Source organism: Luteococcus sediminum, from assembly GCF_054783495.1.
Genome location: NZ_BAAGQL010000006.1, coordinates 74638 through 98529, shown reverse-complemented (window position 1 = coordinate 98529; position 23892 = coordinate 74638). Strand labels below are relative to the sequence as shown.

At 70.1% G+C, this 23892-nt stretch carries 20 protein-coding genes; 8 read left to right on the top strand and 12 right to left on the bottom strand.

Annotation, left to right across the window (positions count from 1 at the left end; genetic code table 11):
- Position 1: 1 nt before the first annotated feature.
- A complete protein-coding gene (locus ACYVKA_RS04620; RefSeq protein WP_460703348.1) occupies positions 2 to 1873 on the top strand; it encodes a Na+/H+ antiporter in 1872 nt (623 codons plus the stop codon).
- A gap of 114 nt (positions 1874 to 1987) precedes the next feature.
- Here the strand turns inward: ACYVKA_RS04620 and ACYVKA_RS04615 are convergent, their stop codons facing one another.
- The gene (locus ACYVKA_RS04615) at positions 1988 to 2431 is read right to left on the bottom strand and encodes a hypothetical protein (protein WP_394276941.1); all 444 of its coding nucleotides are present in this window, start codon (positions 2429 to 2431) and stop codon (positions 1988 to 1990) included.
- A 158-nt stretch (positions 2432 to 2589) separates the two neighbouring features.
- Here ACYVKA_RS04615 and ACYVKA_RS04610 point away from each other — a divergent pair, with 158 nt between their 5' ends.
- A complete protein-coding gene (locus ACYVKA_RS04610) occupies positions 2590 to 4857 on the top strand; it encodes a 6-phosphofructokinase (protein ID WP_460703346.1) in 2268 nt (755 codons plus the stop codon).
- 142 nt (positions 4858 to 4999) lie between these two features.
- Positions 5000 to 6415 carry a nitronate monooxygenase gene (locus ACYVKA_RS04605; protein WP_460703344.1) on the top strand — a complete coding sequence of 472 codons (1416 nt, stop codon included), beginning with the start codon at positions 5000 to 5002 and terminating at the stop codon, positions 6413 to 6415.
- Positions 6416 to 6555: 140 nt separating this feature from the next.
- On the opposite strand, the gene ACYVKA_RS04600 is transcribed toward ACYVKA_RS04605, so the two are convergent.
- From ACYVKA_RS04600 to ACYVKA_RS04585, 4 genes are read right to left on the bottom strand one after another with little or no spacing between them, the layout of a single operon-like run.
- A complete protein-coding gene (locus ACYVKA_RS04600) occupies positions 6556 to 7317 on the bottom strand; it encodes an iron ABC transporter ATP-binding protein (protein ID WP_394276938.1) in 762 nt (253 codons plus the stop codon).
- Positions 7314 to 8273, bottom strand: coding sequence for an iron chelate uptake ABC transporter family permease subunit (locus tag ACYVKA_RS04595; protein ID WP_460703342.1), 960 nt, complete (start codon positions 8271 to 8273; stop codon positions 7314 to 7316). The genes ACYVKA_RS04600 and ACYVKA_RS04595 overlap by 4 nt, the downstream gene beginning before the upstream one ends.
- On the bottom strand, positions 8270 to 9364 hold the full coding sequence (locus tag ACYVKA_RS04590) for an ABC transporter permease (protein ID WP_460703340.1): 1095 nt from the start codon (positions 9362 to 9364) through the stop codon (positions 8270 to 8272). Before ACYVKA_RS04590 ends, ACYVKA_RS04595 begins: the two co-directional genes overlap by 4 nt.
- Complete coding sequence (locus tag ACYVKA_RS04585) at positions 9361 to 10293, bottom strand: siderophore ABC transporter substrate-binding protein (protein WP_460703339.1); 933 nt, start codon at positions 10291 to 10293, stop codon at positions 9361 to 9363. The genes ACYVKA_RS04590 and ACYVKA_RS04585 overlap by 4 nt, the downstream gene beginning before the upstream one ends.
- 550 nt (positions 10294 to 10843) lie before the next feature.
- On the opposite strand from ACYVKA_RS04585, the gene ACYVKA_RS04580 reads away from it, so the two are divergent.
- Positions 10844 to 12043 carry an AAA family ATPase gene (locus ACYVKA_RS04580; RefSeq protein WP_394276934.1) on the top strand — a complete coding sequence of 400 codons (1200 nt, stop codon included), beginning with the start codon at positions 10844 to 10846 and terminating at the stop codon, positions 12041 to 12043.
- Between the two features lie 77 nt (positions 12044 to 12120).
- On the opposite strand, the gene ACYVKA_RS04575 is transcribed toward ACYVKA_RS04580, so the two are convergent.
- The 6 genes from ACYVKA_RS04575 to ACYVKA_RS04550 form a co-directional block, all read right to left on the bottom strand.
- Positions 12121 to 13506, bottom strand: coding sequence for an MFS transporter (locus ACYVKA_RS04575; protein ID WP_460703338.1), 1386 nt, complete (start codon positions 13504 to 13506; stop codon positions 12121 to 12123).
- Between the two features lie 184 nt (positions 13507 to 13690).
- Positions 13691 to 14824, bottom strand: coding sequence for an ABC transporter ATP-binding protein (locus ACYVKA_RS04570; RefSeq protein WP_460703336.1), 1134 nt, complete (start codon positions 14822 to 14824; stop codon positions 13691 to 13693).
- A gap of 17 nt (positions 14825 to 14841) precedes the next feature.
- Entirely contained in the window at positions 14842 to 16431 is a 1590-nt protein-coding gene (locus tag ACYVKA_RS04565) for an ABC transporter permease subunit (RefSeq protein ID WP_460703334.1), read from the bottom strand.
- Positions 16428 to 17456, bottom strand: coding sequence for an extracellular solute-binding protein (locus ACYVKA_RS04560; protein ID WP_460703332.1), 1029 nt, complete (start codon positions 17454 to 17456; stop codon positions 16428 to 16430). The genes ACYVKA_RS04565 and ACYVKA_RS04560 overlap by 4 nt, the downstream gene beginning before the upstream one ends.
- Complete coding sequence (locus tag ACYVKA_RS04555) at positions 17453 to 18160, bottom strand: response regulator transcription factor (protein WP_460703330.1); 708 nt, start codon at positions 18158 to 18160, stop codon at positions 17453 to 17455. Before ACYVKA_RS04555 ends, ACYVKA_RS04560 begins: the two co-directional genes overlap by 4 nt.
- Positions 18150 to 18971, bottom strand: a complete 822-nt coding sequence (locus ACYVKA_RS04550; protein WP_394276928.1) for a sensor histidine kinase — start codon at positions 18969 to 18971, stop codon at positions 18150 to 18152. Before ACYVKA_RS04550 ends, ACYVKA_RS04555 begins: the two co-directional genes overlap by 11 nt.
- Before the next feature lie 108 nt (positions 18972 to 19079).
- Between ACYVKA_RS04550 and ACYVKA_RS04545 the strand changes: the two genes are divergently transcribed.
- The 3 genes from ACYVKA_RS04545 (at position 19080) to ACYVKA_RS04535 (ending at position 22340) form a co-directional block, all read left to right on the top strand.
- Complete coding sequence (locus ACYVKA_RS04545; protein WP_460703327.1) at positions 19080 to 21293, top strand: MMPL family transporter; 2214 nt, start codon at positions 19080 to 19082, stop codon at positions 21291 to 21293.
- Between the two features lie 73 nt (positions 21294 to 21366).
- Positions 21367 to 21561, top strand: coding sequence for a hypothetical protein (locus ACYVKA_RS04540; RefSeq protein WP_394276926.1), 195 nt, complete (start codon positions 21367 to 21369; stop codon positions 21559 to 21561).
- Positions 21562 to 21563: 2 nt separating this feature from the next.
- A complete protein-coding gene (locus ACYVKA_RS04535) occupies positions 21564 to 22340 on the top strand; it encodes a fructosamine kinase family protein (protein WP_394276925.1) in 777 nt (258 codons plus the stop codon).
- Positions 22341 to 22420: 80 nt separating this feature from the next.
- Here ACYVKA_RS04535 and ACYVKA_RS04530 read toward each other — a convergent pair whose 3' ends face one another.
- A complete protein-coding gene (locus ACYVKA_RS04530; protein WP_394276924.1) occupies positions 22421 to 22975 on the bottom strand; it encodes an NADPH-dependent FMN reductase in 555 nt (184 codons plus the stop codon).
- Between the two features lie 80 nt (positions 22976 to 23055).
- On the opposite strand from ACYVKA_RS04530, the gene ACYVKA_RS04525 reads away from it, so the two are divergent.
- Entirely contained in the window at positions 23056 to 23781 is a 726-nt protein-coding gene (locus ACYVKA_RS04525) for a GDSL-type esterase/lipase family protein (RefSeq protein WP_460703325.1), read from the top strand.
- Positions 23782 to 23892 lie beyond the last annotated feature (111 nt).

Genomic DNA, 23892 nt, shown 5'->3' with positions numbered 1-23892 from the left:
CATGGAACATCTCGTACTGGGGGTGACCGCCTTCCTCGTGGTCGTCCTCGCGGTCACCGCCGCCTGCCGGCGCACCGGCCTCAACGCCCCCCTGGCCCTGCTGGTGGTCGGCCTGCTGGGCAGCTACCTCCCCGGCATCCACGCCCCCGAGCTCTCTCCCGAAATGGTGATCATCGGGGCCCTGCCGCCGCTGCTCTACGCCTCGGCGATCAACACCTCGCTGGTGGACTTCCGGCGCAACATCCCCGCCATCGGCTGGCTCAGCATCGGCCTGGTGCTGTTCACCACCGCCGGGGTGGGCGTGTTGGTGCACTCGATGATCGACGTGCCGTGGCCGGCCGCCTTCGCCATCGGCGCCGTCGTCGCACCCCCGGACGCGGTGGCGGCCAGTGCCGTCGCCCGCTCCGTCGGCCTGCCACGGCGGGTCGTCTCGGTGCTGGAGGGCGAGAGCCTGGTCAATGACGCCACCGCCCTGGTGACCTTGCGCACCGCCATCGCCGCGATGGGTGCCAGCGTGACCGTCGGCGGGGTGCTGCTCGACTTCGTCCGGGCCGTGGTGGTGGCCGTCGTCGTCGGGCTGGTGGTGGCCAAGGTGATGGGGCTGTGCATGCGCCTGACCGAGGATGCCGTCACTGGAACCACGCTGAGCATCCTGGCGCCCTTCATCGCCTTCGTGCCCGCCGAGGAGCTGCACGGCTCAGGCGTGCTGGCGGTGGTGGTCACCGGCCTGGTGCTGGGCCACACCTCACCGCGCATCCAGTCGGGCCAGACCCGGCTGGCGCAGCGGGTCAACTGGCACACCATCCAGTTCCTGCTCGAGAATGCCGTCTTCCTGCTCATCGGCCTGCAGGTGCGCACCATCGTCAACAATGCCCGCGGCAGCGACCTGAGCACCCTCGACGTGCTGGCCGTCTGTGCTGCCAGCCTGCTGGCCGTGGTGGTGCTGCGCGTGGTGTGGGTGCTGGGCACCCGCCTGCTGGTGCACATCGGCCCGACCCGCCAGACCACCCCGGCGCGCGAGTCCGTGGTGATCAGCTGGGCCGGCATGCGCGGCGTGGTCACGCTGGCCGCCGCCCTCACCCTGCCGCTGGACACGCCCTACCGCTCGGTGCTGATCCTGGTCGCGCTGGCGGTGACGATCGGCTCGCTGCTGCTGCAGGGACTGACCCTGCCGATGGTGGCCCGCCGCATCGGCGTCCACGGTCCCGACCCGCGCGAGGACACCCTGCAGGAGGCCACCATCTACCAGCACGCCGTGGCGGCTGGCCTGGAGCGGGCCCGCGAGAAGGCCCATCCCGGTGACGAGTCCACCGTCCAGCGGCTCGAGGAGCTGGGCCAGCAGCGGATCAACTCGGTCTGGGAGCGCCTGGGCCGCACCGAGGACGAGCTGGAGACCCCCTCGCAGACCTGGCGCCGGCTGCGCAGCGAGGCGATCGTCGCCGAGCGCGACACGGTGCTGAAGATCCGGGATGCCGGCCAGGCCGAGCACGAGGTGCTGGCGCAGGTGCTGAACTCGCTCGACGTCGAGGAGGCCAGCATCTTCCACTACACCGAGGCGGCCCGCAAGGTCCACCGCGCGCCGCTGCGCCCCCACCTGCCGCAGGCGCCGTGTGACCACCTGGGCGGGGCCCCGATGTGGGTGGAGCCGCTGACCCCGGGCGTGTGCGCCGAGTGTGAACAGGAGGGCACCGACCCGGTGCACCTGCGCCTGTGCCTGGACTGCGGCCACGTGGGCTGCTGCGACTCCTCGGTGGGGATGCATGCCACCCGACACTTCGAACGGACCGGCCACGCGACGATGCGCTCGATCGAGCCCGGGGAGTCCTGGCGCTGGTGCTACGTGGACGAGCTGCTGGCCGCCGGCGACGACTGAGCGGCTTCCACACGCGTCCACAAACCACGCGCGTCCACAAACCACATCCGCAGCGGCCGTCGATGCTCCCTGTGCATCGACGGCCGCTCTCGATGTGGTTTGTGGACGAGCCCCTCACTCCTCGGGTGTCACCTGGTCCGACAGCAGGGTGCCGGCCTCGTCGAAGGTGAGCACGTGGCGGTAGGTGTGGCCGGACTGTGCGCCCTCGGGGGCCTTGTCGCCGGTGACCGTCCAGTCCAGGCGGGTGGAGGCCTCGACGACGGTGCGGCCATTGTCCTGGCTCGCCTGCTCGATGCTGCTGTCACTGGTGGCGCGGATGATCTCGAGGCCCTGCTTTGCGACGGACTCGCGCACCCCGGCAAAGGTCTGCTCGATCACGGGCCACTGGCTGCTGCCGGTGGTCCAGAAGCGCTGGGCCTGCTCGTCATAGCTGGTCATCAGCTCATCGGCGCGCTGCTGGGCCTTCTGTTCGGCGCTGGGCTGCATGCTCAGCGCGCCGAGCCCCATGCTGGCGGCCATCGCCAGGCCGAGCACGACCACCATGATCTTTCGCCACATGGAAGAGCTTCCCCTCGTCGTCAGGCGGCCCGGGCGGGCCATGGCCTCCCAGTATCCCTTGGTCTCCACAGCATCCCCGGCCTGACCCCAGGTGAATTCCCGGGCAACAACCGGCCCGCGCTGGTTGTTGCCCGGGCACGCTCGGCCAGAATGGAAGGGTGATCACTGACGAGCAGACCCCCGCCCCTGTCCAGCCCCACGAGCCGGTCCGGCTCGGAATCCTCACCTCCGGCGGTGACGCCCAGGGCATGAATGCCGCCGTGCGCGCGACGGTGCGCACCGCGATCCGGCTGGGTGCCGAGCCCTACGCCATCTTCGAGGGCTACCAGGGAATGATCGACGGCGGCGAGGGCATCAAGAAGTTCGGCTGGGACGACGTTGGCTCCATCCTGCACCGCGGCGGCACCGTGATCGGCACCTTCCGCAGCAAGGAGTTCCGGGAGCGCGCCGGCCGGCTGAAGGCCGCCGCCAACCTCGTCGGGCACGGCATCGACCGCCTGGTCGTGATCGGTGGCGACGGCTCGCTCTCGGGCCTGGACATGTTCCGCCAGGAGTGGCCCGGGCTGCTCGACGAGCTCGCCACCGAGGGCCGCATCACCCGCGAGCAGGCCGAGGCGCACCCGACGCTGATGATCGCCGGCATGGTCGGCTCCATCGACAACGACCTGGTGGGCACCGACATGACCATCGGCGCCGACACCGCACTGCACCGCATCGTCGACGCCATCGACGACCTGGCCAGCACCGCCGCCAGCCACCAGCGCAGCTTCGTGGTGGAGGTGATGGGACGCCACTGCGGCTACCTGGCGCTGATGGCCTCGGTCGCGGGCGGCTGCGACTACTGCCTGATCCCCGAGAACCCCCCGGCCGAGGGCTGGGAGGAGAAGATGTGCGCCGAGCTCAAGCGGGGCAGGGATGCCGGGCGACGCGACTCGATCGTCATCATCGCCGAGGGTGCGCAGGACCGTGAAGGCAATCCGATCACCAGCGAGTACGTGCGCTCCACCTTGGAGGAGAGGCTGGGCGAGGACGCACGGGTGACGATCCTGGGCCACGTGCAGCGCGGCGGCAAGCCCAGCGCCTATGACCGGTGGGCGTCGACCTGGCTGGGGCACGAGGCTGCCAAGGAGGTGCTCGCCGCCACCCCCGACAGCCCGGGCATGGTGATGGGTCTGCGCGGCAACAGGGTGGCGGCAGTGGAGCTGATGAAGGCTGTCGAGCAGACCCGTGAGGTGCCGCGCCTGATCGAGGCCGGTGACCACGCCGGGGCGATGCGGCTGCGGGGCGGCTCCTTCACCGAGATGCGCCAGATCTTCCATGAGCTGGCCGAGCCCACCAGGGTGGATCCCGACCGCAGCTCGAAGCGGATCGCGATCGTGCACGCCGGTGGCCTGGCGCCGGGCATGAACACGGCGGCGCGGGCGGCGGTGCGGCTGGGCATCAGCCGTGGCCACACCATGCTGGGCGTGCACAATGGATTCGTCGGCATGCGCGACGGCGAGATCGAGGAGCTTGGCTGGAGCGACGTGGAGGGCTGGACCGGCGAGGGTGGTGCCGAGCTGGGGATCCGTCGCACCGTGCCGTCGGTGGAGCACCTGTACCCGATCAGCCGGGCGCTGGAGGACCACAGGGTGGACGCACTGCTGGTGATCGGTGGCTGGAATGCCTACCGCGCCGCGCACCTGCTGCACAGCGAGCGTGACCGCTACCCGGCCTTCCAGATCCCGACCGTGTGCGTCCCGGCCACCATCGACAACAACATCCCCGGTTCGGAGCTGGCGATCGGCGCCGACACCGCGCTGAACGTGATCGTCGACGCGATTGACCGGATCAAGATGTCGGGCACCGCCACCAAGCGTGCCTTCGTGGTGGAGACGATGGGCCGCTACTGCGGCTACCTGGCGCTGGTCAGTGGCCTGGCCGCCGGTGCCGAGCGGGTCTACCTGCACGAGACGGGCATCAGTCTGGGCGACCTGTACCGCGACATGGAATGGCTGCGCGGCTCCTTCGAGGGCGGGCGCCGGCTCTTCCTGGCCATCCGCAACGAGGAGGCCAGCGAGCACTACGACACCGACTTCCTGGCCAAGCTGCTGGAGGAGGAGGGCAAGGAGGAGTTCGACGTGCGCTCCTCGATCCTGGGCCACGTGCAGCAGGGTGGTGCGCCGACCCCCTTCGACCGTCTGCTGGCCACCCGCCTGGTCTCGCGCGCCATCACGGCGCTGGACGAGGGCTGGGCCCAGGTTGATCCGGGTTCCTACTACATCGGGTTGACCGGCGGTTCGATCGAGAAGGCGCCCCTGGGGCATCTGATGGAGCACATCGACCCGCGCTTTCGCCGTCCTCGCCAGCAGTGGTGGATGGGGCTGCAGGAGGTCTTCGCCGATGTCGCCTACGAGCCGGACACCCCGGAACACACCTCGCTGTGAAGTGGGTGCTGGCCCCGAGCTGGGACTGTTCGGGGCCGGCGCTTGCCGCCAGACAAAGAATTGGTACTGTCCAGTCCGAAATCCCTACGCTACCGTAGGTTACGCACACGTAACTTACGGATGCGTATCTTCGGAGGACCAGATGACCGAACGCCCCCTTCCCACCGTCATCCAGGGCGGCATGGGTGTCGCCGTCTCCAGCTGGCAGCTGGCCCGCGAGGTGAGCCTCGCCGGTGAGCTGGGCGTCGTCTCCGGCACCGCTCTCGACGCAGTCCTGGCCCGCAAGCTCCAGGACGGCGACCCCGGCGGCCGCTGCCGTCGCGCACTGGACGCCTTCCCCTACCCCGAGATGGCCGAGCGCGTCTGGGACAAGTACTTCCAGGAAGGTGGTCGCCAGGGCTCGCCCTACCGCCCCATCCCCACCATCACCATCAACCCCGGCCAGGCCGTCGCCGACCTGACCGTCGTGGGCAATTTCGTCGAGACCTGGCTGGCCAAGGAGGGCCACGACGGCATCGTCGGCATCAACTTCCTGGAGAAGATCCAGATGGCCACCCCGCTGTGTGCACTCGGTGCCGTGCTCGCAGGCGTCGACTACGTCCTGATGGGTGCCGGCATCCCGCGCGAGATCCCGCAGCTGCTGCGCGACCTGTCGGCCGGGCGCCCCGGCGGCGTGCACGTCGGCGTCGAAGGCGGCGAGGAGGCCTGGCAGGAGGCCGACCCGACCGCCATCCTCGGCCAGCCCATGAGCCCGCTGCCCACGCCCCGCTTCCTGGCGATCATCTCGGTGCACTCGCTGGCCAACTTCCTCAACCGAGACGAGAAGATCAAGCCCTTCGGCTTCGTCGTCGAGGGCCCGGTGGCCGGCGGCCACTCCGCCCCACCGCGCGGCAAGATGACCCTCGACGAGGCAGGCGACCCGATCTACTCCGACCGGGACCTGGCCGACCTCGCCAAGATGAAGCAGGTCGGCTCGCCCTTCTGGGTGGCCGGCGGCGTCTCCACCCCCGAGCAGGTGCAGGCCGTGCGCGAGGCCGGCGCCGAGGGCGTCCAGTGCGGCACCGTCTTCGCCCTGGCCGCCGAGTCGGGCTTCACCGAGCCCATCCGCAAGAAGATGCTCGACGAGATCTGCGAGGGGGTCCTCGAGGTGCGCAACGACCCCCGAGCCTCCCCCACCGGCTTCCCCTTCAAGATCGCCCAGGTGGCCGGCACCCTGTCCGACCCCGAGGTCTACGAGGCCCGTCCGCGCCTGTGCGACCTGAGCTACCTGCGTGAGCCCTACCAGCGCGAGAACGGCACCATCGGTTACCGCTGCGCCTCCGAACCCGTCGACGCCTACCTCAAGAAGGGCGGCAAGCTGGAGGACACGGTGGGCCGCAAGTGCCTGTGCAACTGCCTGACCGCCAACATCGGTCTGGGCCAGGAGCGCAAGGACGGCTACAAGGAGGCCATGGGCATCACCCTGGGCCAGGACCTCGAGGGGGCACGTCAGCTGCTGCAGATCCATCCCCAGGGATGGACGGCGCGCGAGGCCGTGGGCTTCCTGCTCGGCCGCTGATCTGCTGGCCCGATCTGCTGGCGCGGTCGCGCTGCCGAAATTGCGCCCCTGGCGGCGCACGACACGTTCACATGTCCTTCGCCGCCGCATGTGTGTCGATTCCTGCGCCACATGCCCTCAGAGCGGCCCCGGAGAGGGGCTCAGCGCGCGTAGTGCAGCGCGATCAGGTTCCCGTCGATCTCACGCACCCGGATCGGCAGGCCGAAGACCTCACTGAGCAGCTCGTCCTGCATGATCTCGGCCGGACTGCCGGTGGCCACCACGCGGCCATCGGCCATCACCACGATGTGGTCGGCGTAGACGCTGGCGGCATTGAGGTCGTGCAGCACGATGACGATGCTCTTGCCCAGCTCGTCGGCGGCGCGGCGCATCTGGCGCATCATCCGCACCCCGTGGGCCATGTCGAGGTTGTTGAGCGGCTCGTCGAGCAGGATGTGGTCGGTGTCCTGGGCCAGCACCATGGCGACGAAGGCGCGCTGGCGCTGGCCGCCGGAGAGCTCATCGAGGAAGCGGCCGGCCAGCGGGGCGAGGTCGAGGTAGTCCAGGGCGGCGTCGATGTGGGCCTGGTCGTCGACGGTCAGACGCCCCTTGGAATGGGGGTAGCGGCCGAAGGCCACCAGGTCGCGCACGGTCAGCCGCACGGCCAGGTGGTTGTCCTGGCGCAGGATCGCGAGCTTGCGGGCCAGCTCGTCGCTGGGGGTGGTGGTGACGTCGAGGCCGTTGACCAGGACGCGTCCCTCGGCGGGGGCGAGCAGCCGCGAGATCATGGCCAGCAGCGTCGACTTGCCGGCGCCATTGGGGCCGACCAATGCGGTGACCCCCTTCTCGGGGATCTCCAGCGTCACGTCGTCGACCACGACGGTGGTGCCGTAGCGGGCCTGGAGCTTCTCGGTGGTGATCATGCGGGCCTCCCGGCACTCGATCGCAGGAGCAGGACGATGAAGGTGATGCCGCCGACGAACTCGACCACCATCGACAGGCTGCCCTCGAAGCCCATCAGGCGTTCGAAGAGGAACTGGCCCCCGATCAGGGTGACGGCGCCGAGCAGGACGACGGCGGGCAGGGTGTGGGCGTGCAGGTGGCTGCCGACCAGCCGGTAGGCCAGGTGGGCGACGAGCAGGCCGAAGAACATGGTGGGGCCGACCAGGGCGGTGGAGGTGCCCACCAGTAGGGCGACGACGGCCAGGTGGCGCAGGCTGGCGCGGCGGTGGTCGACGCCCAGGCCGATGGCGACGTCGCGGCCCAGGGCGACGACGTCGAGTTCACGTCGCTGCCGCCAGACCCAGATGACCGCCAGCGCGACGATGGCGGCGCTGATCGCGAGCAGCTCGAGCGGGGCGCCGGTGAAGTCGGCGAAGAAGCGGTCGCTGAGCACGAGGAAGGCGTCGGGGTCGAGCAGGCGCTGCATGAAGCTGGACAGGCCGCGGAAGAGACCGCCGAGCAGGACGCCGACGAGCACCATCATCGTCACGGAGCGGTTGAGGCGTACCAGCAGCACGTGGAAGAGCAGCAGCGAGAAGGCGACCATCGCCACGAGGGTGACGACGAACTGGACTCCCTTGCCGGGGCCGATGGTTCCGAGGAAGAAGACCGAGGCGGTCTGCAGCGCCAGGTAGAGCGCGTCCAGCCCCATGATCGAGGGGGTGAGGATGCGGTTGGCGGTGACGGTGTGGAAGAGCACCGTGGCCACGCCGATCGCCACGGCCACCAGCAGCAGGGTGGTGACGGTGGTGACGCGGCGCTGCACCAGGTAGCCGGAGCTGGGCATCTGGTGGCCGATGTAGAGCCCGGCGGCCAGGACTGTGGCGAGGGCGATCAGCAGCAGGCGACGGGCCGGGGTGAGGCCTGCGCCGCTCAACGCCTTCCCCGCAGCAGGATCACGAGGAAGGCGGCGGCGCCGACGATGCCCATGACGGTGCCGATCGGCATCTCGAAGGGGTGGATCACCAGCCGCGCCAGCAGGTCACAGGCGAGCACGAAGCCAGCGCCGAGCAGCGCCACCCACGGCACGCTGCGTCGGCAGTTGTCGCCGATGACGCTGCGCACGATGTTGGGGACCACCAGGCCGAGGAAGGGCAGGGCCCCGACGGTGACCACGACGGTGGCGCTGACGACGGCGGCGACGGCCATGCCGACCATGACGGTGCGGCGGTGGTCGAGGCCGAGGTTGGTGGTGAAGGCCTCGCCCATGCCGGCGACGGTGAAGCGGTCGGCGAGGAAGCTGGCGAGCAGGGTGAGCGCGCCGGCGACCCAGAGCAGCTCGTAGCGGCCCGAGAGGACGGCGGAGAAGTCGCCGGTGGTCCATGAGCTGAGCGACTGCATCAGGTCGGTGCGGTAGGCGACGAAGGTGACCCCGGCACTGACGACGCCGCCGAGCATCATGCCGACCAGCGGGGTGACGAGCATGTCGCGCAGCGGGATACGGGCCAGGATGCGCAGGAACAGGGCGGTGCCCAGCAGGGCCGCGACGGCGCCGAAGCCCATCTTGGCGATCATCGGGGCGCCGGGCCAGACCAGGGCGCTGACGAGCAGGCCGGCGGTGGCGAATTCCATCGTGCCGGCGGTGGAGGGCTCGACGAAGACATTGCGGGTGAGCAGCTGCATGATCTGGCCGCTGACGGCCAGGGCGCTGCCGGCGAGCACCAGGGCGAGGGTGCGGGGCACGCGGGAGTGCAGCAGTACGTGGCCGTCGAGGTCGGCGACACCCACCACCAGGGAGGCGGCGGCGAGACCGAGGATGACGAGCAGGGCGGCGGCCAGGGCGAGCAGGCCGCGAACGCCCATCGGGAGGCTGGCGGAGCGGCTCCGGGTGACTTCCGCGGTGGCGACGGGGGTGGCTCCAGACGCGGCGGAGCCCGCCGTGCTGGTGGGCACGGCGGGCTGCGCGGTCAGGTCACGGTGCGGGGACGGGCGCGTGGCCGTCTGCTCGCGGTCGAGGACCAGGCTCACGAGAGTCCTCCCTGGAGCTCCTTGGCCATTTCCACGGTGTTGTCGAGGCCGGAGCCCAACAGGTACCAGCGGGAGCCGTCGAGGTAGGTGATCTTCTTGTTCTTGGCGGCCGAGGTCTTGTTGACCAGGGCGTTGTCGAGGATCTTCGCGGCGCTCTGGCCCTGGGCGCCGATGGTGGCGTCGCGGTCGATGACGAACATCGAGTCGGGGTTGGTGGTGGCGATGAACTCGTTGCTGATGGCCTGGCCGTGGCTTTCGGTCTTCAGGTTGGTGGCGGCGGGCTTCACACCGAAGACGTCGTAGACGTAGCCGAAGCGGCTGCCGGGGCCGTAGGCGGAGAGCTTGCCGCCGCTGGTGAGGACGAACAGGTTCTTGCCACCCTTGCTGGCGGAGGCCTTGGTCTCGTCGATGGCCTTCTCGACCTCGGCGAACTTGCTGGCAGCCTGCTCCTCGACGCCGAAGATGGTGCCCAGGTTGGTGACGCTCTGCTTGCTGGAGGCGATGTACTTGGTGCCGTCGACGGCCAGGTTCACCGTCGGGGCGACCTTGGAGAGCTCCTCGTACTTGGCGGCGGTGCGGCCGGCGATGATGATCGCGTCGGGCTCCAGGGCGGCGATCTTCTCGATGTCGGGCTCCTGCAGGGTGCCGACATTCTCCTCGTCCTTGAACTCGTCCAGGAACTTCGGCAGCGTCTTGGTGGGGACGCCGACGACCTTCTCGGACAGACCGAGGGCCTTCATCGAGTCGAGGCTGGAGTAGTCGAGGACGACGACCTTCTCGGGGTTCTTCGGCAGCTCGGTGCTTCCCTGGACGTGCTTGATGGTGACCTTCTCGTCGGTGGAGGCAGCGGGCTCGGTGCTGGACTGGCCACAGGCGGCGAGGGCGAGGGCCATCGTGGCGGCGACGACGGCGGGGAAGCGGCGGAGCATCGTTGGTTCCTGTCTTGTGGGATCACTGGGTCTTGTGGGATCACTGGGCGGAAGTATCGCGCTTAGGCTCACCTAAGTAAGGCCAGCCTAAGCAAACATGCCACTGATTGTCACGCCAGGCGGCAATTTTGGAAAGGTTCCAGTTTCCTTAATCACGTGAGCGTCCGTCAGGGGGCATCGATGCCAGCCCGAGCCCATCCAGACAGGACACCTTTCCGATGACCGAATCTTCCATGCTCTGGAGGGATCACTAGATGGTGGAAGAATTCCGGGGCACTGATCACGAATCTGCTGGAGTCTCACCGAATCTAACGAATTTGGAATACTACGGCAGAATGGACGATCATCTCCGCAGATCAGCCGGCGGGGCGCCGAGATCCCCTCAAGCCAGGGCACACCTGCTCCGGGTGCAATACATCTGTTCGGGGCCTGTCGCCGTCGGGCCCGAGTAGAGGCCCCAGTGGCTGAAGGGCGTCGGTCGGCGGACCAGCGATCGCACAACCTGGACAACTCTCGGATATTTCGTAGAGACCCGCATAAAGTCTGATCCATGGATCCCGTCCGCAATCCCTACGCCCCCGGGGCAGGCCAGCGCCCGCCCGAGCTCGCCGGCCGCGACGAGCAACTACGCGCCTTCGACGTCGTACTGGAACGCATCGCCCGGGGACGCCCGGAACGCTCCATCGTGCTCACCGGACTGCGCGGCGTCGGCAAGACCGTCCTGCTCAATGCCCTGCGTGGTCAGGCGGTGCGGGCCAAGTGGGGCACCGGCAAGTTCGAGGCGCGCCCCGACCAGCCGATCAGGCGCCCGCTGGCCGCCGCCCTGCACATGGCGGTGCGGGAACTCGCACATCCCGACGCCGATGCCGTGCTGGGCACCATCCGCGCCTTCGTCGAGCGCGAGGCCAAGCCCGGCGCCAAGATCAGCGAGCGCTGGAATCCCGGGATCACCGTGCCCGCCGCCAAGGGCCGCGCCGACTCCGGTGACATCGAGATCGACCTGGTGGAGTTGTTCACCGACATCGGCGGGCTCGCCGCAGACCAGGGGGTGGGCGTGGCCGTCTCCATCGACGAGATGCAGGACCTGCGCCCCGACGACCTCTCGGCGCTGTGCGCCGCCGTCCACGAGATCAGCCAGCAGCGCCTGCCGCTGGTGATCGTCGGCGCCGGCCTGCCCCACCTGCCCGCGGTGCTGAGCGCCTCCAAGAGCTATTCCGAACGACTCTTCCGCTACAACCGCATCGACCGGCTCGACCGCCAGGCCGCCGACCTGGCGCTCACCCTGCCCGCCGAGGACGAGGAGGCAGCCTTCGAGGCAGAGGCCCTCGACGCCATGTACGAGCTCACCGGCGGCTACCCCTATTTCATCCAGGCCTACGGCAAGGTCGTCTGGGACCTCGCCCCGGCCAGCCCGATCACCGCCGACGACGTCCGGGTCGCCACCCCCGAGGCCGAGGCCGAGCTCGCCGTCGGCTTCTTCGGCTCCCGCTTCGAACGCGCCACCCCCGCCGAACGCGACTACCTGCGCGCCATGGCCGAGGCCGCCTCCGGCGACGACGAGCATCCCGGTGACGATGCCAGCCAGGTGCCCACCGCCGCCGTCGCGGACCTCCTGGGCCGCAAGCCGCAGAGCCTGTCCCCCGCCCGCGACGCCCTGATGAAGAAGGGGCTCATCTACGCCACCGAGCGCGGCAAGGTGGCCTTCACCGTCCCCCACTTCGGGCGCTACCTGCGCGCGCAGCAGGTCTGAGTCCAACCCCGGGTGGGTCCGGACACGGCACTGCCGTCGCCCAGGTGATGCTGGACGACGGCAGTGCCACTGGCAGCTCAGCGGCGGCTGGCGTGGTGCTCCATGAGTCGCTTCTCCTCGGGGCCGACGAGGGCGATCAGCACCATTGCGGCGATGACACAGCCGGTGAGTACGGCGAAGGTGGTGCTCCACCCGTAGTGGTGGACCACCCAGCCGACACCGGTGGAGGCCATCGTCGCGCCGATCACGTAGCCGAACAGGCCGGTGAAGCCGGCCGCGGTTCCGGCGACGCTCTTGGCCGACATGTCGAGGGCCTGCAGGCCGATCAGCATGACCGGGCCGTAGATGAAGGCGCCGATGAAGAACAGGTAGACCATCAGCAGCCAGTAGGGCGTGCCGACCGGGCTCAGCCAGTAGGCCACCAGGAAGATTCCCACGCCCAGCAGGAAGGTGATGCCGGTCTTGGTCCGGTTGCCCTTGAAGACGCGGTCGGAGATCAGGCCACAGGCCAGGGTGCCGAAGATGCCGGCCAGCTCGAACAGGCTGAAGCCTGCGATGCCCTTGGTCACCGAGACCTGGTGGACCTCCTTGAGGTAGGTGGGGGTCCAGCTCAGCACGCCATAGCGCAGGGCGTAGACGAAGACATTGGCCAGGGCCAGGTAGATCATCGTCGGGCGCAGCAGGACGTGCTTGACGATGGTCTGCCAGTAGCCGAGCTGCTCGGTGGAGACTTCGGAGGCCTCCACCTTGGCCGGGTCGTCACGGAACTCCTCGATCGGCGCCAGGCCGATCGACTCGGGGGTGTCGCGGATCAGCACGAAGGCGATGGCGGCCACCACCAGGGCGAAGATGGCCGGCAGCCAGAAGGCGGCCTGCCAGGCCCCACCCGACAGGGCAAGGCCCCAGGCCGCCAGCGCACCCACGGCCATGCCGCCCACGTTGTGGGCGCAGTTCCAGATGGCCGTCTTCCAGCCGCGCTCATTGGTGCTGAACCAGTGCACGAGCACTCGGCCGCAGGGCGGCCAGCCCATTCCCTGGAACCAGCCGTTGACGAACATCACCAAGCTGAAGACCGCCACGGAGGCGGAGATCGCGGGGACGAAGGCGACGGCCAGGTTCACCAGGGCCGACAACGCCAGGCCGAGCGGCAGGAAGTAGCGCGCATTGGACCGGTCGGAGAGCGTCGCCATGAAGAACTTGCTCAACCCGTAGGCGATCAGGGCGGCATTGGCGATCAGGCCGATGTCGACCTTGTCGAGCTTGCCCTGGTCCATCAGCACCGTGGCGACCAGGGGAATGTTGTTGCGGATCAGGTAGAAGCCCGCGTAGCCGAGGAAGATGCCCAGGAAGACGCGCAGGCGCCAGCTGGGGTACTTGGCGGCCTGCTCGTCGGCGGGAAGTCGCGGCGCGGGCGGCGGTGAGGAGAGCCAGCTGCGCTGCCCCTGGGTGGCGGTGTGTGACATGACGTGCTCCCAATGGAGAGGGGGTGCACGAGGGTGCACCATTGCCCACCCATCGTCGAATGCCCCAGACCCCAGATGCTGCCTCTTTCGGTGACAATTGGTGACAGTCCTGTCACCAACCCCCTGCGCGCCTGTCACCAAACCCCTGCGCGGAGCCTCCACCTGGACTGCTCCGGCCCCGCCCTCAGCTGCCCGCTCCCGGCAGCAGCCAACAGTGCTCGGGCAGCAGGCGGACCCGGACCGTCGTTCCGGGCAGCAGTGAGAGACCCAAGGGCGAGCGCACCTGCAGGTTGCCGCGCTCTGTCTCGACCACATGTAGCAGGTGGTCACCGCAGAACAGTTCCAGTTGCACCAGACCCACCTCGTCGTAGACATCGACGGTGCGCCATCCCCCAGTGCCCGGCCCGGCGAGTGCCTCCACCTGGACGGCGTGCGGCCGCACCATCAGACAGGCCCGCTGCCGGCCAGGACCCGACAGCCCGATCGGGTGCTCCGCGAGGTCGGGATGGGCGGCCACCTCGAGCTCCTGGCCAAGCACCCTGACCCTGGCCCGGGCACCCCCCGTGTGGTCCTGCCCGGCCGCCACCTCCAGCACCTGCACGTCGAGGAAGGTGGTCTGCCCCAGGAAGGCGGCCACCTGTGTGGTGCTGGGCCGAGCGTGCACCTCCTGCGCGCTGCCCTGCTGCACCACGCGGCCGTGCTGCATCACCGCCAGCCGGTCGCCCGACGAGAGGGCCTCCTGCTGGTCGTGCGTGACATGCACGACGGTGGTGCCGAAGCGTCGCTGCTGCTGGCGCAGCAGGATCGCGAACTGCAGGCGCATCGCGTCGTCCAGACCCACCAGCGGCTCGTCGAGCAGCAGGACCTTCGGCTGCACCACCAAGGCCCGCGCCAGCCCGACCCGTCGCCGTTGGCCTCCCGAAAGCTGGTGTGGCCAGCGATGTTCAAGGCCCACCAGTCCGAGGCGCAGCACCATCACCTCCACACGCTCCTCCCACTGGGAGCGCGGCAGTCCGGTGGCGGCCAGGCCGAAGGCGATGTTCTGGCGCACGTTGAGGTCGTCGAACAGGTCGGCCTCCTGGCTGAGCATGGCCATGCCCCGCTCGTGCGGCTCCAGCCCCGTCACCTCACGCCCGGCCACCCAGACCCGCCCCGCATGGCTGGTCTCGAGTCCCGCAAGGACACGCAGCAAGGTCGTCTTGCCACTGCCCGAGGCTCCGACGACTGCCAGGGAACGGCCCTCGTCGACGCTCAGCGTCACGTCTTCGAGCACGGCCTGGCCGCCGATGTGCAGACCGAGGCCCTGCGCACGCAGCATGCTGCCTCCCCTCCTAGTCACTCGCCGGTCGGTCGCACCGGGCGGCACGCCGCGACCACCAACAGCCCCAGGGCCGAGAGCCAGACCGCGGTCGCGCACGAGCCTGCCACGTGACCGACGTCGATCTGCGACAGTGCCCGCACGCTGCTGAGGGCGACGTGTGAATTGGTGAGGAAGACCACCGAGCTGACTGCCGTCAGGGTGCGCAGGAAGCTGGTGACCAGAACCTGCCCCATCACCGGGGCCAGCAGCGGCCACCGGTGTGCGACGAAGCGCCGCCCGCGCCGCGGCTCGAGCAGCCGGGCCGTCTCTTCGACACCACGGGGTTGCTGGTCCAACACCGCCAGCAGCTGTTCCACCGCACTGGGTAGCGTCCGCAGCAGGTGTACCAGGCCGATCGCGACGGCCGTCATCCACCCGAAGGCCTGGGAAGCGGCCCGACCGCTCCCGACCTGGTTCACCACCAGTAGGAGGGAAACCCCCACCAGCACGCCGGGGAGTGCTCCGAGCAGCCACAGGCTGGCGCGCACCACTTGGCCACAGGCTCCGGAGCGTCGCGCCACCAGGGCCAGGCCCACCGCCGTGACCGCCAGTGGGGGCAGCACCAGCAGGGCCAGGGCGAGGCTGTGGCCCAAGGCCTCACGTCCCCGACCTTGGACGGCCGCCCCCAGGTACTGGATGCCGGGACTGTCGCCCGAGCCCAGGCCAAGGGATCCGAGCACCACGGTGGCCAGCAGGGCCGTGTTCACCCCGGCGACGACCCAGGCGACGGCGACCGCGAGCCAGACAGTCCCTTCCGGCCTGGTTCGCTGGGCCGGCGCCGGCGAGCGCAGCACGTGCAGGTGACTGGCCCGCACCGAGGAACGCAGGGCCGGAACCGAGAGCAGCAGAGTCGGCAGGGCCAGCCCGACGGCCAGTGCGGCAGCGCCTGCCAAGTCGTACTCGGTCGCCACGGCCAGATGGACACGTGAGGCGAGCACCTCGAAGCCGCCGCCCAGCACGAGCGGGTTGGCCAGGTCGGTGATGGCCTCCACAAAGACCATCACGCCCACCGCAACCGTCGCCTCTGCCAGCCGTGGCCACGCGAACCGCCGCCTGGCCACCGGCCCCGGCACTCCGAGCACGCGGGCCTGGTCAATGGCTCGCTGGTCAACGCCGCGACGCCCTACGAGCATCCCGAGGTATCCAAGCGGCAGCATCTGCAGGCTCCCGGCCAGCAACAGCCCATCTGCCCCGTAGATGCTGCGACCGGTAGGATCAGGCAGCAGACCAGCCCGTCCAAAGAGCACCACCAGCGCCAGGGCCATCGCCCAGGGCGGCAGCAGCAGGGGTGCCACCAGCAGCAGGTGCTGCAACCGGCGGCCTCGGAAGTCGTGGGAGTGGGCCAGCGCCAGGACGCCTGCCAGCACCGCGACCGCCGCTGCTTGGCCCAGGCCCAACAGCACCGTGTTGCCCAGCACCGGGGCCTGGGCCGAGAGCGTCGACAGCGCCGCACCACGTCCGGCGCCGGCCCGCTGCAGGGGCGGCAGCAGGGCCAGGGCCACCAGGCCGATGGACAGCGCGGCCCAGGCCACCGGTGCGCGGGAGGCCACGCGCCTGGCCGTCACGGGTGCACCTCGCGGTCGAAGGCCTGCACCAGCTCTTGGCGGCGGGAGGCCGTCCGGTCCGGCGGTACCAGCTCGACGGTCCCGGCAGGAAGCTGCAGGCGGGGATCGGTGGGGACGTCGGAGCGGGTCGGCAGCTGCTGCACCGCCAGGTCACCCGCGGGGGCCTGGGAGGCGGGGCTGATGGAGAAGTCGACATAGCTGCGGGCCAGCGCGTCATTGCTGCCCGAGCGCAGGATCGCGACGGCTCCGGTCTCGGCGCCGGTGGCTCCCTGCGGGTGGCCCACCAGCAGCTGCTGCGCCCCGCGGTCCTGGGCCCGCACGCAGTGCTGGGTGAAGGTGACGCCCACGGCCGCCTCGCCGCGCGCAACGATGCCACTCGGGGCCACGCCCGAGCTGGTGTACTGCAGGACATTGGGTTGCAGCCGATCCAGCCACTGCATTGTCGCCTCGTCACTGCCTGTGTGCTGCCGCACTGTCCACAGCATCGTCCATCCAGTCCCCGAGGTGCGGGGGTCTGGCATTGAGACGGCACCGGCCAGCCGCTTGTCGAGCAGGTCCTCCCAGCGACGGGGCGGGGGCACTCCCAGCTGGTCCAGGACCCGACGGTTCGAGCAGAAACCCAGCATGCCTCGGTAGACCCCGGTCCAACTGCCGTCGCGGGCCTTGAAGCGGGCGGGGACGAAGGCGGCCTGCGGGCTGCGGTGGGCAACCAGCTGGCCGTGGGCACGGGCCACTTCGTAGAGATCGGAAGGGCCGCCATGCCAGACGTCGAACTCGCCGTCGGCGCGGAGCACCTGTGTCAGCGCCTCCCCGGAGCTCATCCGCACCATCACCACCTCGACACCGGTGTGTTCGGTGAAGGTGCGCGTCCACTGCTCGCACGCCTCCTCGACGGAACTGCAGAGCACGCTCAGTGAACGCTCCCGCCGGGCGCTCTGGACAAGGACCGATGCCACGACCAGCAGGACGGTCCAAGTTGTGACGAGCCGCAGCAGCCACCCGCGCCGGGCACGGCCTGGCGTCATGACGGGTCCGGGCGGGTGTCCTCCACGACCGGCATCAGGTAGCCACTGCCGCGGACCGAGGTGATCCACTCCCCGTCCCCCAGGTGCTGGCGCAGGCGGTACACGGTGGTCTTGATCATGTCGCGCCCGCCGGCGTGCTCCCCTGTGCCCCACACCTCGTTGAGCAGCTCCGACCAGGTGACCACGTGGCCGACGTGTCGTGCCAGGGCCAACAACAGCCGCCCCTCCACGTCGCTGAGCTGCAGGATTCGACCGTCGAGCCGGGCACGGCGACGGACCGGGTCGATCTCCAACGGACCATTGGTCACCAGTTGGTCGGCGGGCGTGACTGCACGCGTCCGGCGCACGATCGCCTGTGCGCGCAGGGCCAGCTCCCGAGGAGAGAACGGCTTGGTGACGTAGTCATCGGCGCCTGCGAGCAGTCCGGCGATGCGATCTGACTCCGCAGCCCGTGCCGTCAGCAGGATCACGGGAACCTGGGAATCGACCCGCAGACGCTCGCACAGCTGCACCCCGCTGGCTCCAGGAAGGGTCACGTCCAGGACCACCAGGTCGAAGTGCTCCTGGCAGAACCGCCGCCAGGCCTCCTCGACGCTGCGGGCCTGCACTGCCTCGAAACCCTGCGTCTCGAGGGCGAAGGCGACGATGCCGAGCATCTGCGTCTCGTCGTCGACCACCAGCACGCGCCCAGCCTCACCACTCATTGCCGTCCTCCTCGTCCCCATCGAGCACTGGAAGCACCAGCAGCATTGATGTGCCATGCCCCGGTTGGGTGTCCACCAGGATGCGTCCCCCGTGGCGCTCGATGATCCGTCGCGTCACCATCATCCCCAGTCCGGTTCCGGGGCGGCGCGAGGCACCTACGGCATAGGGCTCGAAGAGCCGCTCCCGCTCCTGCCAGTCCATCCCGCGGCCCTGGTCGGTCACCTGCAGCACCGCCTCGTTTCCACTGGTCTGCACCTCGACGGTCACCGTCTCCTGGTCGCCGGCATGTCGCACGGCATTGTTCACCAGATTCCACAGGGCCTGGCGCAGCAGGTCCGGGTCTGCACGCACCACGATGGGCGCCCCGGCATCGACCAGGACGAGGGTGGCACTGGTCACCCGTCGTACCTCGCGCACCGTGGCGCGCACCAGCCCTCGCAGTTCGAGCTCCTGCAGGCGTGGCTCGAAGATGTCCTCCTGCAGCTGCGCCTCGACGAGCAGGTCCTCTGCCATGGCGATCACCTGCCGCGAATTGGTGGCGATCGTCTCGACGAACTCGCGTTGCCGCTCGTTGAGGGGGCCGGGGCTCTGCTCGGCCAACAGCTCTGCCGCGCCGTGCACCAGGGCCAGGGGCGTGCGGACCTCGTGGCCGAACAGGTTCGGGCGTTCGACGCGCGCCTCCACCAGCTCGGCCAGCCGTTCGCGGGTGGCTTCGGATGCCGCCAGCTCGCGACGGGCCCGAAGCCACAGGATGGCCAGCACGACACAGGCCACCCCGAGCACCAGGCACGTGAAGAGGGTCAGGAACACTCGGCCATGGTGGCACGCCCGCTGCTGGCGTGCCTGCCCGGGCCATCAGTGCCTCCCGCTAGATTGACCCCGACCCCTCCCAGCGACAGCACCGACGAAGGCGACACCGTGAGCACTTCCCCCACCACCCCTGCCACTGCTGGGAGCGCCCGGCGACGCCCCTGGGCCTGGCCCCTGCTGACGCTGGCGCTGCTGCTGGCCGCGGTCGGGGCGATGGTGGGTCTCGGCGAGGCCGCCCATGAGCGGTCCAGCCTCGACCAGCTGCCCGCCGGGCGGGAGTCGGCCCTCGTCGCCGAGGCGCAGCAGAAGCTGCCGGACAAGAACTCCAGCACCGCGATCGTGCTGTTCACCACCGAAGGCCGGCTCGACCGTGCCGCCATGGCAGCCCTGGCGCAGAAGGCCGCCCAGATCACGGGGCAGGAGCGTCCGCCGGTGATCCCCAGCCAGGACGGCACCGCCGTCATGGTGCCGGTCACCGTCAAGGGTGTCGGTGCCAGCGAGTACGACGACCAGGTCACCGCCCTGCGGGCCGAGGCAGCCAAGGGCCTGCCTGCTGGAGTCAGTTCGCAGGTGACGGGCCCGGCCGCCATCCAGACCGACCTCGGAGCCGTCTTCGACGGGGCCAATGTGAAGCTGCTCGGCTCCACCGCGCTGGTGGTGGCGATCCTGCTGGTCTTCACCTACCGCTCGCCGGTGCTGTGGATCGTCCCACTGATGGTGGTGGGCATCGCCGACCGGTTCGCGGCCGTGCTGGCCACCCACGTGCTGTCGCTGGCGGGTCTGGCCTGGGACGAGTCGACCACCGGCATCCTGTCGGTGCTGGTCTTCGGCGCCGGCACCGATTACGCCCTGCTGCTGATCTCGCGCTACCGCGACGAGCTGCGCCGCCACGAGGACCGGCACGAGGCCATGCGGGTGGCGGCCCGACGCACCGTCGAGCCCGTCGTGGCCAGTTCGTCGACGGTCTTCGTCGGCCTGATGACCCTGGTGCTGTCGGTCTTCCCCAGCACTCGCGGCCTGGGCGTCGCCTGCGCCGTGGGCGTGCTGGTGGCCGCCTTCTTCGTGCTGGTGGCGCTGCCCGGCGCGCTGGTGGCCTTCCCGCGGGGCATCTTCTGGCCCCGCACCCCGACGGTGGGCGAGGCCTCGCTGGCCGAGAGCCAGACCTCCGTGTGGTCCCGCGTGGGCCGCTTCGTCGAGCGACGGCCAGGCGCGGTGGCCGTCTGCTCCACCCTGCTGCTGGCGCTGGGCGCCATCGGCCTGACACAGATCTCGACCGGGCTCAGCGACGCCGACCAGTTCCTCAAGAAACCCGAGGCGATCGCCGCCGCCGAACGCCTGGCCGAGTCCTACCCGGCCGGCGCCGCCAACCCGGTGGTCATCACCACCCAGCCCGAGCAGGTGCAGAAGGTCGTCGCCGCCGTGAAGGGCGTCGAGGGCGTCAGCCAGGTCAATCCCACCGCGCAGGGCGCCGGCGTGCTGGAGCTGCAGGCGATCGTCGACGCGACCCCCGGCAGCCAGCAGTCGAGCGATGCCGTGCTCGCCATCCGCGAGGCCGTGGGCGACCTGTCCGGGACCCATGTGGGCGGCACCGAGGCGCAGCGCATCGACAAGGCGGACGGCAATGCCCGCGACCGCCTGGTGATCTTCCCGGTCGTGCTGGGCCTGGTCTTCGCGGCCCTGGTGCTGCTGCTGCGCTCGCTGGTGGCGCCCGTGGTGCTGGTGGGCACCGTGCTGCTCACCTATGTCTCGGCGCTGGGCCTGTCCTGGTGGGTCTTCGGCCTGCTGGGCTTCGAGCGGATGGACGGTTCGGTGCCGCTCTATGCCTTCGTCTTCCTGGTGGCGCTGGGCGTGGACTACAACGTCTTCCTGGTGACCCGCGCCAGCGAGGAGGCCAAGACCTTCGGCAGCCGCAAGGGCATGCTGCGGGCGCTGACCGCCACCGGTGGCGTCATCACCAGCGCCGGAATCCTGCTCGCTGCGGTCTTCGCCGTGCTTGGCGTGCTGCCGCTGGTGGTGCTGGCGCAGCTGGGCGTGGTGATCTTCATCGGCGTGCTGCTCGACACCCTGGTGGTGCGCACGGTGCTGGTGCCCTCGCTGGCGCTGCTGCTGGGCGACCGCTTCTGGTGGCCGCGACGGTTCGGGCCGGGAGAGCCCGCGACGGCCGCGTCCGAGCAGACTGCTGGGGCTGCTGGAGCTGCCGGGACGGCCGGGACCAGCGCGTCGACGGTGGCAGCTGACCCGGCCATGCCCGTCCAGCCCGAGCATGCCGCCCCGCCGGAGCCCGGACCTGTGGCGAGGCCGCGACGCGCCATCGAGGACTGACGCGCGATCGAGGACTGACGCGCCATCGAGGACTGAGGGCGGCAGGCATTGACCGGTCGGGCAGGATTGGACCATGCCAGCACGCTTCATCGAAACCCATCCCTGCGAGGACGGCTGCGGCATCCTCAAGACCGGCGAGAAGGTCGAGGGCGCTCCCGTCTATCGCTGCCCCGGTTGTGATTCCCGCTGGATCGAGCTCGATGAGCGGGTCGACGAGTCCAAGCCCCAGGCCAAGAGCCTGAAGGATCGCATCCGCGGACTCCGCTGACCATGGCTGGGGAACCGATCTTCACCAAGCGTCGCGCCGGGGCGCCCCGGGGCCTGTTCGCCTGGGAGGCGGCTGGGCTCGGCTGGCTCGCTGAGGCGACGGCGGAGGGCGGCGCCGCGGTGGTCGAGGTGCTGGACTTCGACGAGCACCACCTCAGCGAACCGGAACTGGTGCCCGGCTTGGCGACCGTCGAGGCCGCAGAGGACTTCGGGCGGGCACTGGCCCGCACCCACCTGTTCGGCGCGCCCGGGTTCGGCGCGGCCCCCACGGGGTGGCAGGGCGATGGCTTCATCGGCGACGCGCTGCTGCCGATGCCGTCGGCCCCGATGCCGCGCTGGGGCGAGTTCTACGCGAACTTCCGGGTGCTGCCCTTCGCGCGCCGGGCCTTCGACGCCGGCTCGCTCGACGCTGCCTCGCTTGATGCCGTGGAAAGGGCCTGCGCGCGCCTGGTCGACGGTGACTTCGACGACGACCGTCCCGCCGCCCGCATCCACGGCGACCTGTGGGCGGGCAACCTGCAGTTCACCCGGGACGGCGCCGTGCTGATCGACCCGGCAGCCCATGGCGGGCACGCCGAGACCGACCTGGCGATGCTTGACCTCTTCGGCGCCCCGCACCTTCGACGCCTCGGCGACGCGTGGGCCGAGGCCTGGGGCGCCGGTGACGGCTGGCGCGAGCGCACGGCCCTGCACCAGCTGCATCCCCTGCTGGTGCATGCGGTGCTCTTCGGTGGCGGCTACGGCGCCCAGGCCGGGAGCGCCGCGCGGCGCTTGTGCTGAGGATGCTTCACGTGAAACGCGGCACCGGGGTGTGAGGAGCACGCCTCGACGCCGGTCGTGTACTCGTCGAGGGTTGCGCCTCAGCGCAGGGTGGCCATGGCCTTCGCGGCGGGCACCAGGGTGTCGAAGAGGTCGGCGATCTCGGCGACGCGGCGCTCGCTCGGCTCGAAGCCGTCCTCGCCGATCTCGGTGAAGATGTTGATCTCCAGGGCATTGCGGATGTCGTACATGTTGAAGTTGGCGACGATGGTGCGCCAGTTCTCGACGGAGCGCACGCCGCCGGATGCCCCGTAGCCGACGAAGGCGATGGCCTTCTTCATCCACTCCGGCCCGATGACGTCCACCGAGTTCTTCATGGCGGCGGGCACGCCGTGGTTGTACTCGGGGGTGACGAAGACGAAGCCGTCGAACTCGTCGATCTTCTGGCTCCAGGCCTGCACCTCGGGCTCGGTGTACTGCTTGTTGAGGCCGGCCGGAGGGACGGCGCTCGAGAGCATCGGAAGGTTGACGTCGGCCAGGTCGACCAGCTCGAAGGTGGCGTCGGTGCGGGTCTCGGCGCGGGCGGCGACCCAGTCGGCGATGCCACGTCCGACGCGGTTGTCGCGGGTGCTGCCGACGATGATGGCGATCTTCATGACTCTCCTTCGTTGAACTTTCTACTCTCCGTACGGCGCCATTCTCCCGCGGACTGTTCCCGATGCCTAGGATTTCGGGCATGAACCCGTTGCTGTCGATGCTGCGCCCGGTGGCCGTGCGGCAGGGCCGCGAGTCGCTGACCGGCCTGACCTCCTCTCCCGCCGACCGGCACGGGGTGTGCCGGCCCACCGTGCGGGACGCGGGGGCGCCGGCGGGCTCCCTGGAGCGGCTGCACCTGGTGCTGCTGGGCGACCGGACAGCCGCCGGCGCCGGTCTGGGGAGTGCTGCCCAGGCACTGCCCGGCCTGCTCGGGCAGCTGCTGGCTGACCGGGAGCGGTGCGAGGTGCTGTGGCAGGTGGTGGCCGAGGACGACGCCGACATCGCCGACGTGCATGGCCGTCTGGTGCAGCTGGTGGCACCCTCGGCTCAGGTGGTGGTGCTGGCGGTGGGCTTCAACGACCTGCTCTCCCGCCGGGAGGTGCGCCAGTGGGGCGAGGAGCTGACGGCGACGCTGCGCCTGCTGCGCCGCGACGGGCGACGCCTGGTGGTGCTCGGTGTCCCCCCGGTGGCCGACGCGCAGCCGGTGCGCTGGCCTCTGTCCGGGCTGCTGCGCGCCGATGCCGCTGCCCTGGACCGGGCCAGCCGCCGGGCGTGCGACGGGGCGGGTGCCGTCTTCGTGCCGGTGGACGAGTTGGGTGACGGCGCAACTGCTCCCGGGCAGGGAGGGATCTTCGCCGACGACGGCATCCACTTGGGCGCCGATGGCCAGCAATTGCTGGCCCAGACGGTGGCGGCGAACCTCTGAGCCGGCCACGCCGTCAGCCACACCCCTGGTCGCGCTGTTGGCCACCGTGGCCACAGCCTCGGCCGCGCCCGTGTCCGCGCTGCTGCTGGACTGCTGCCGGACTGCGCAGGA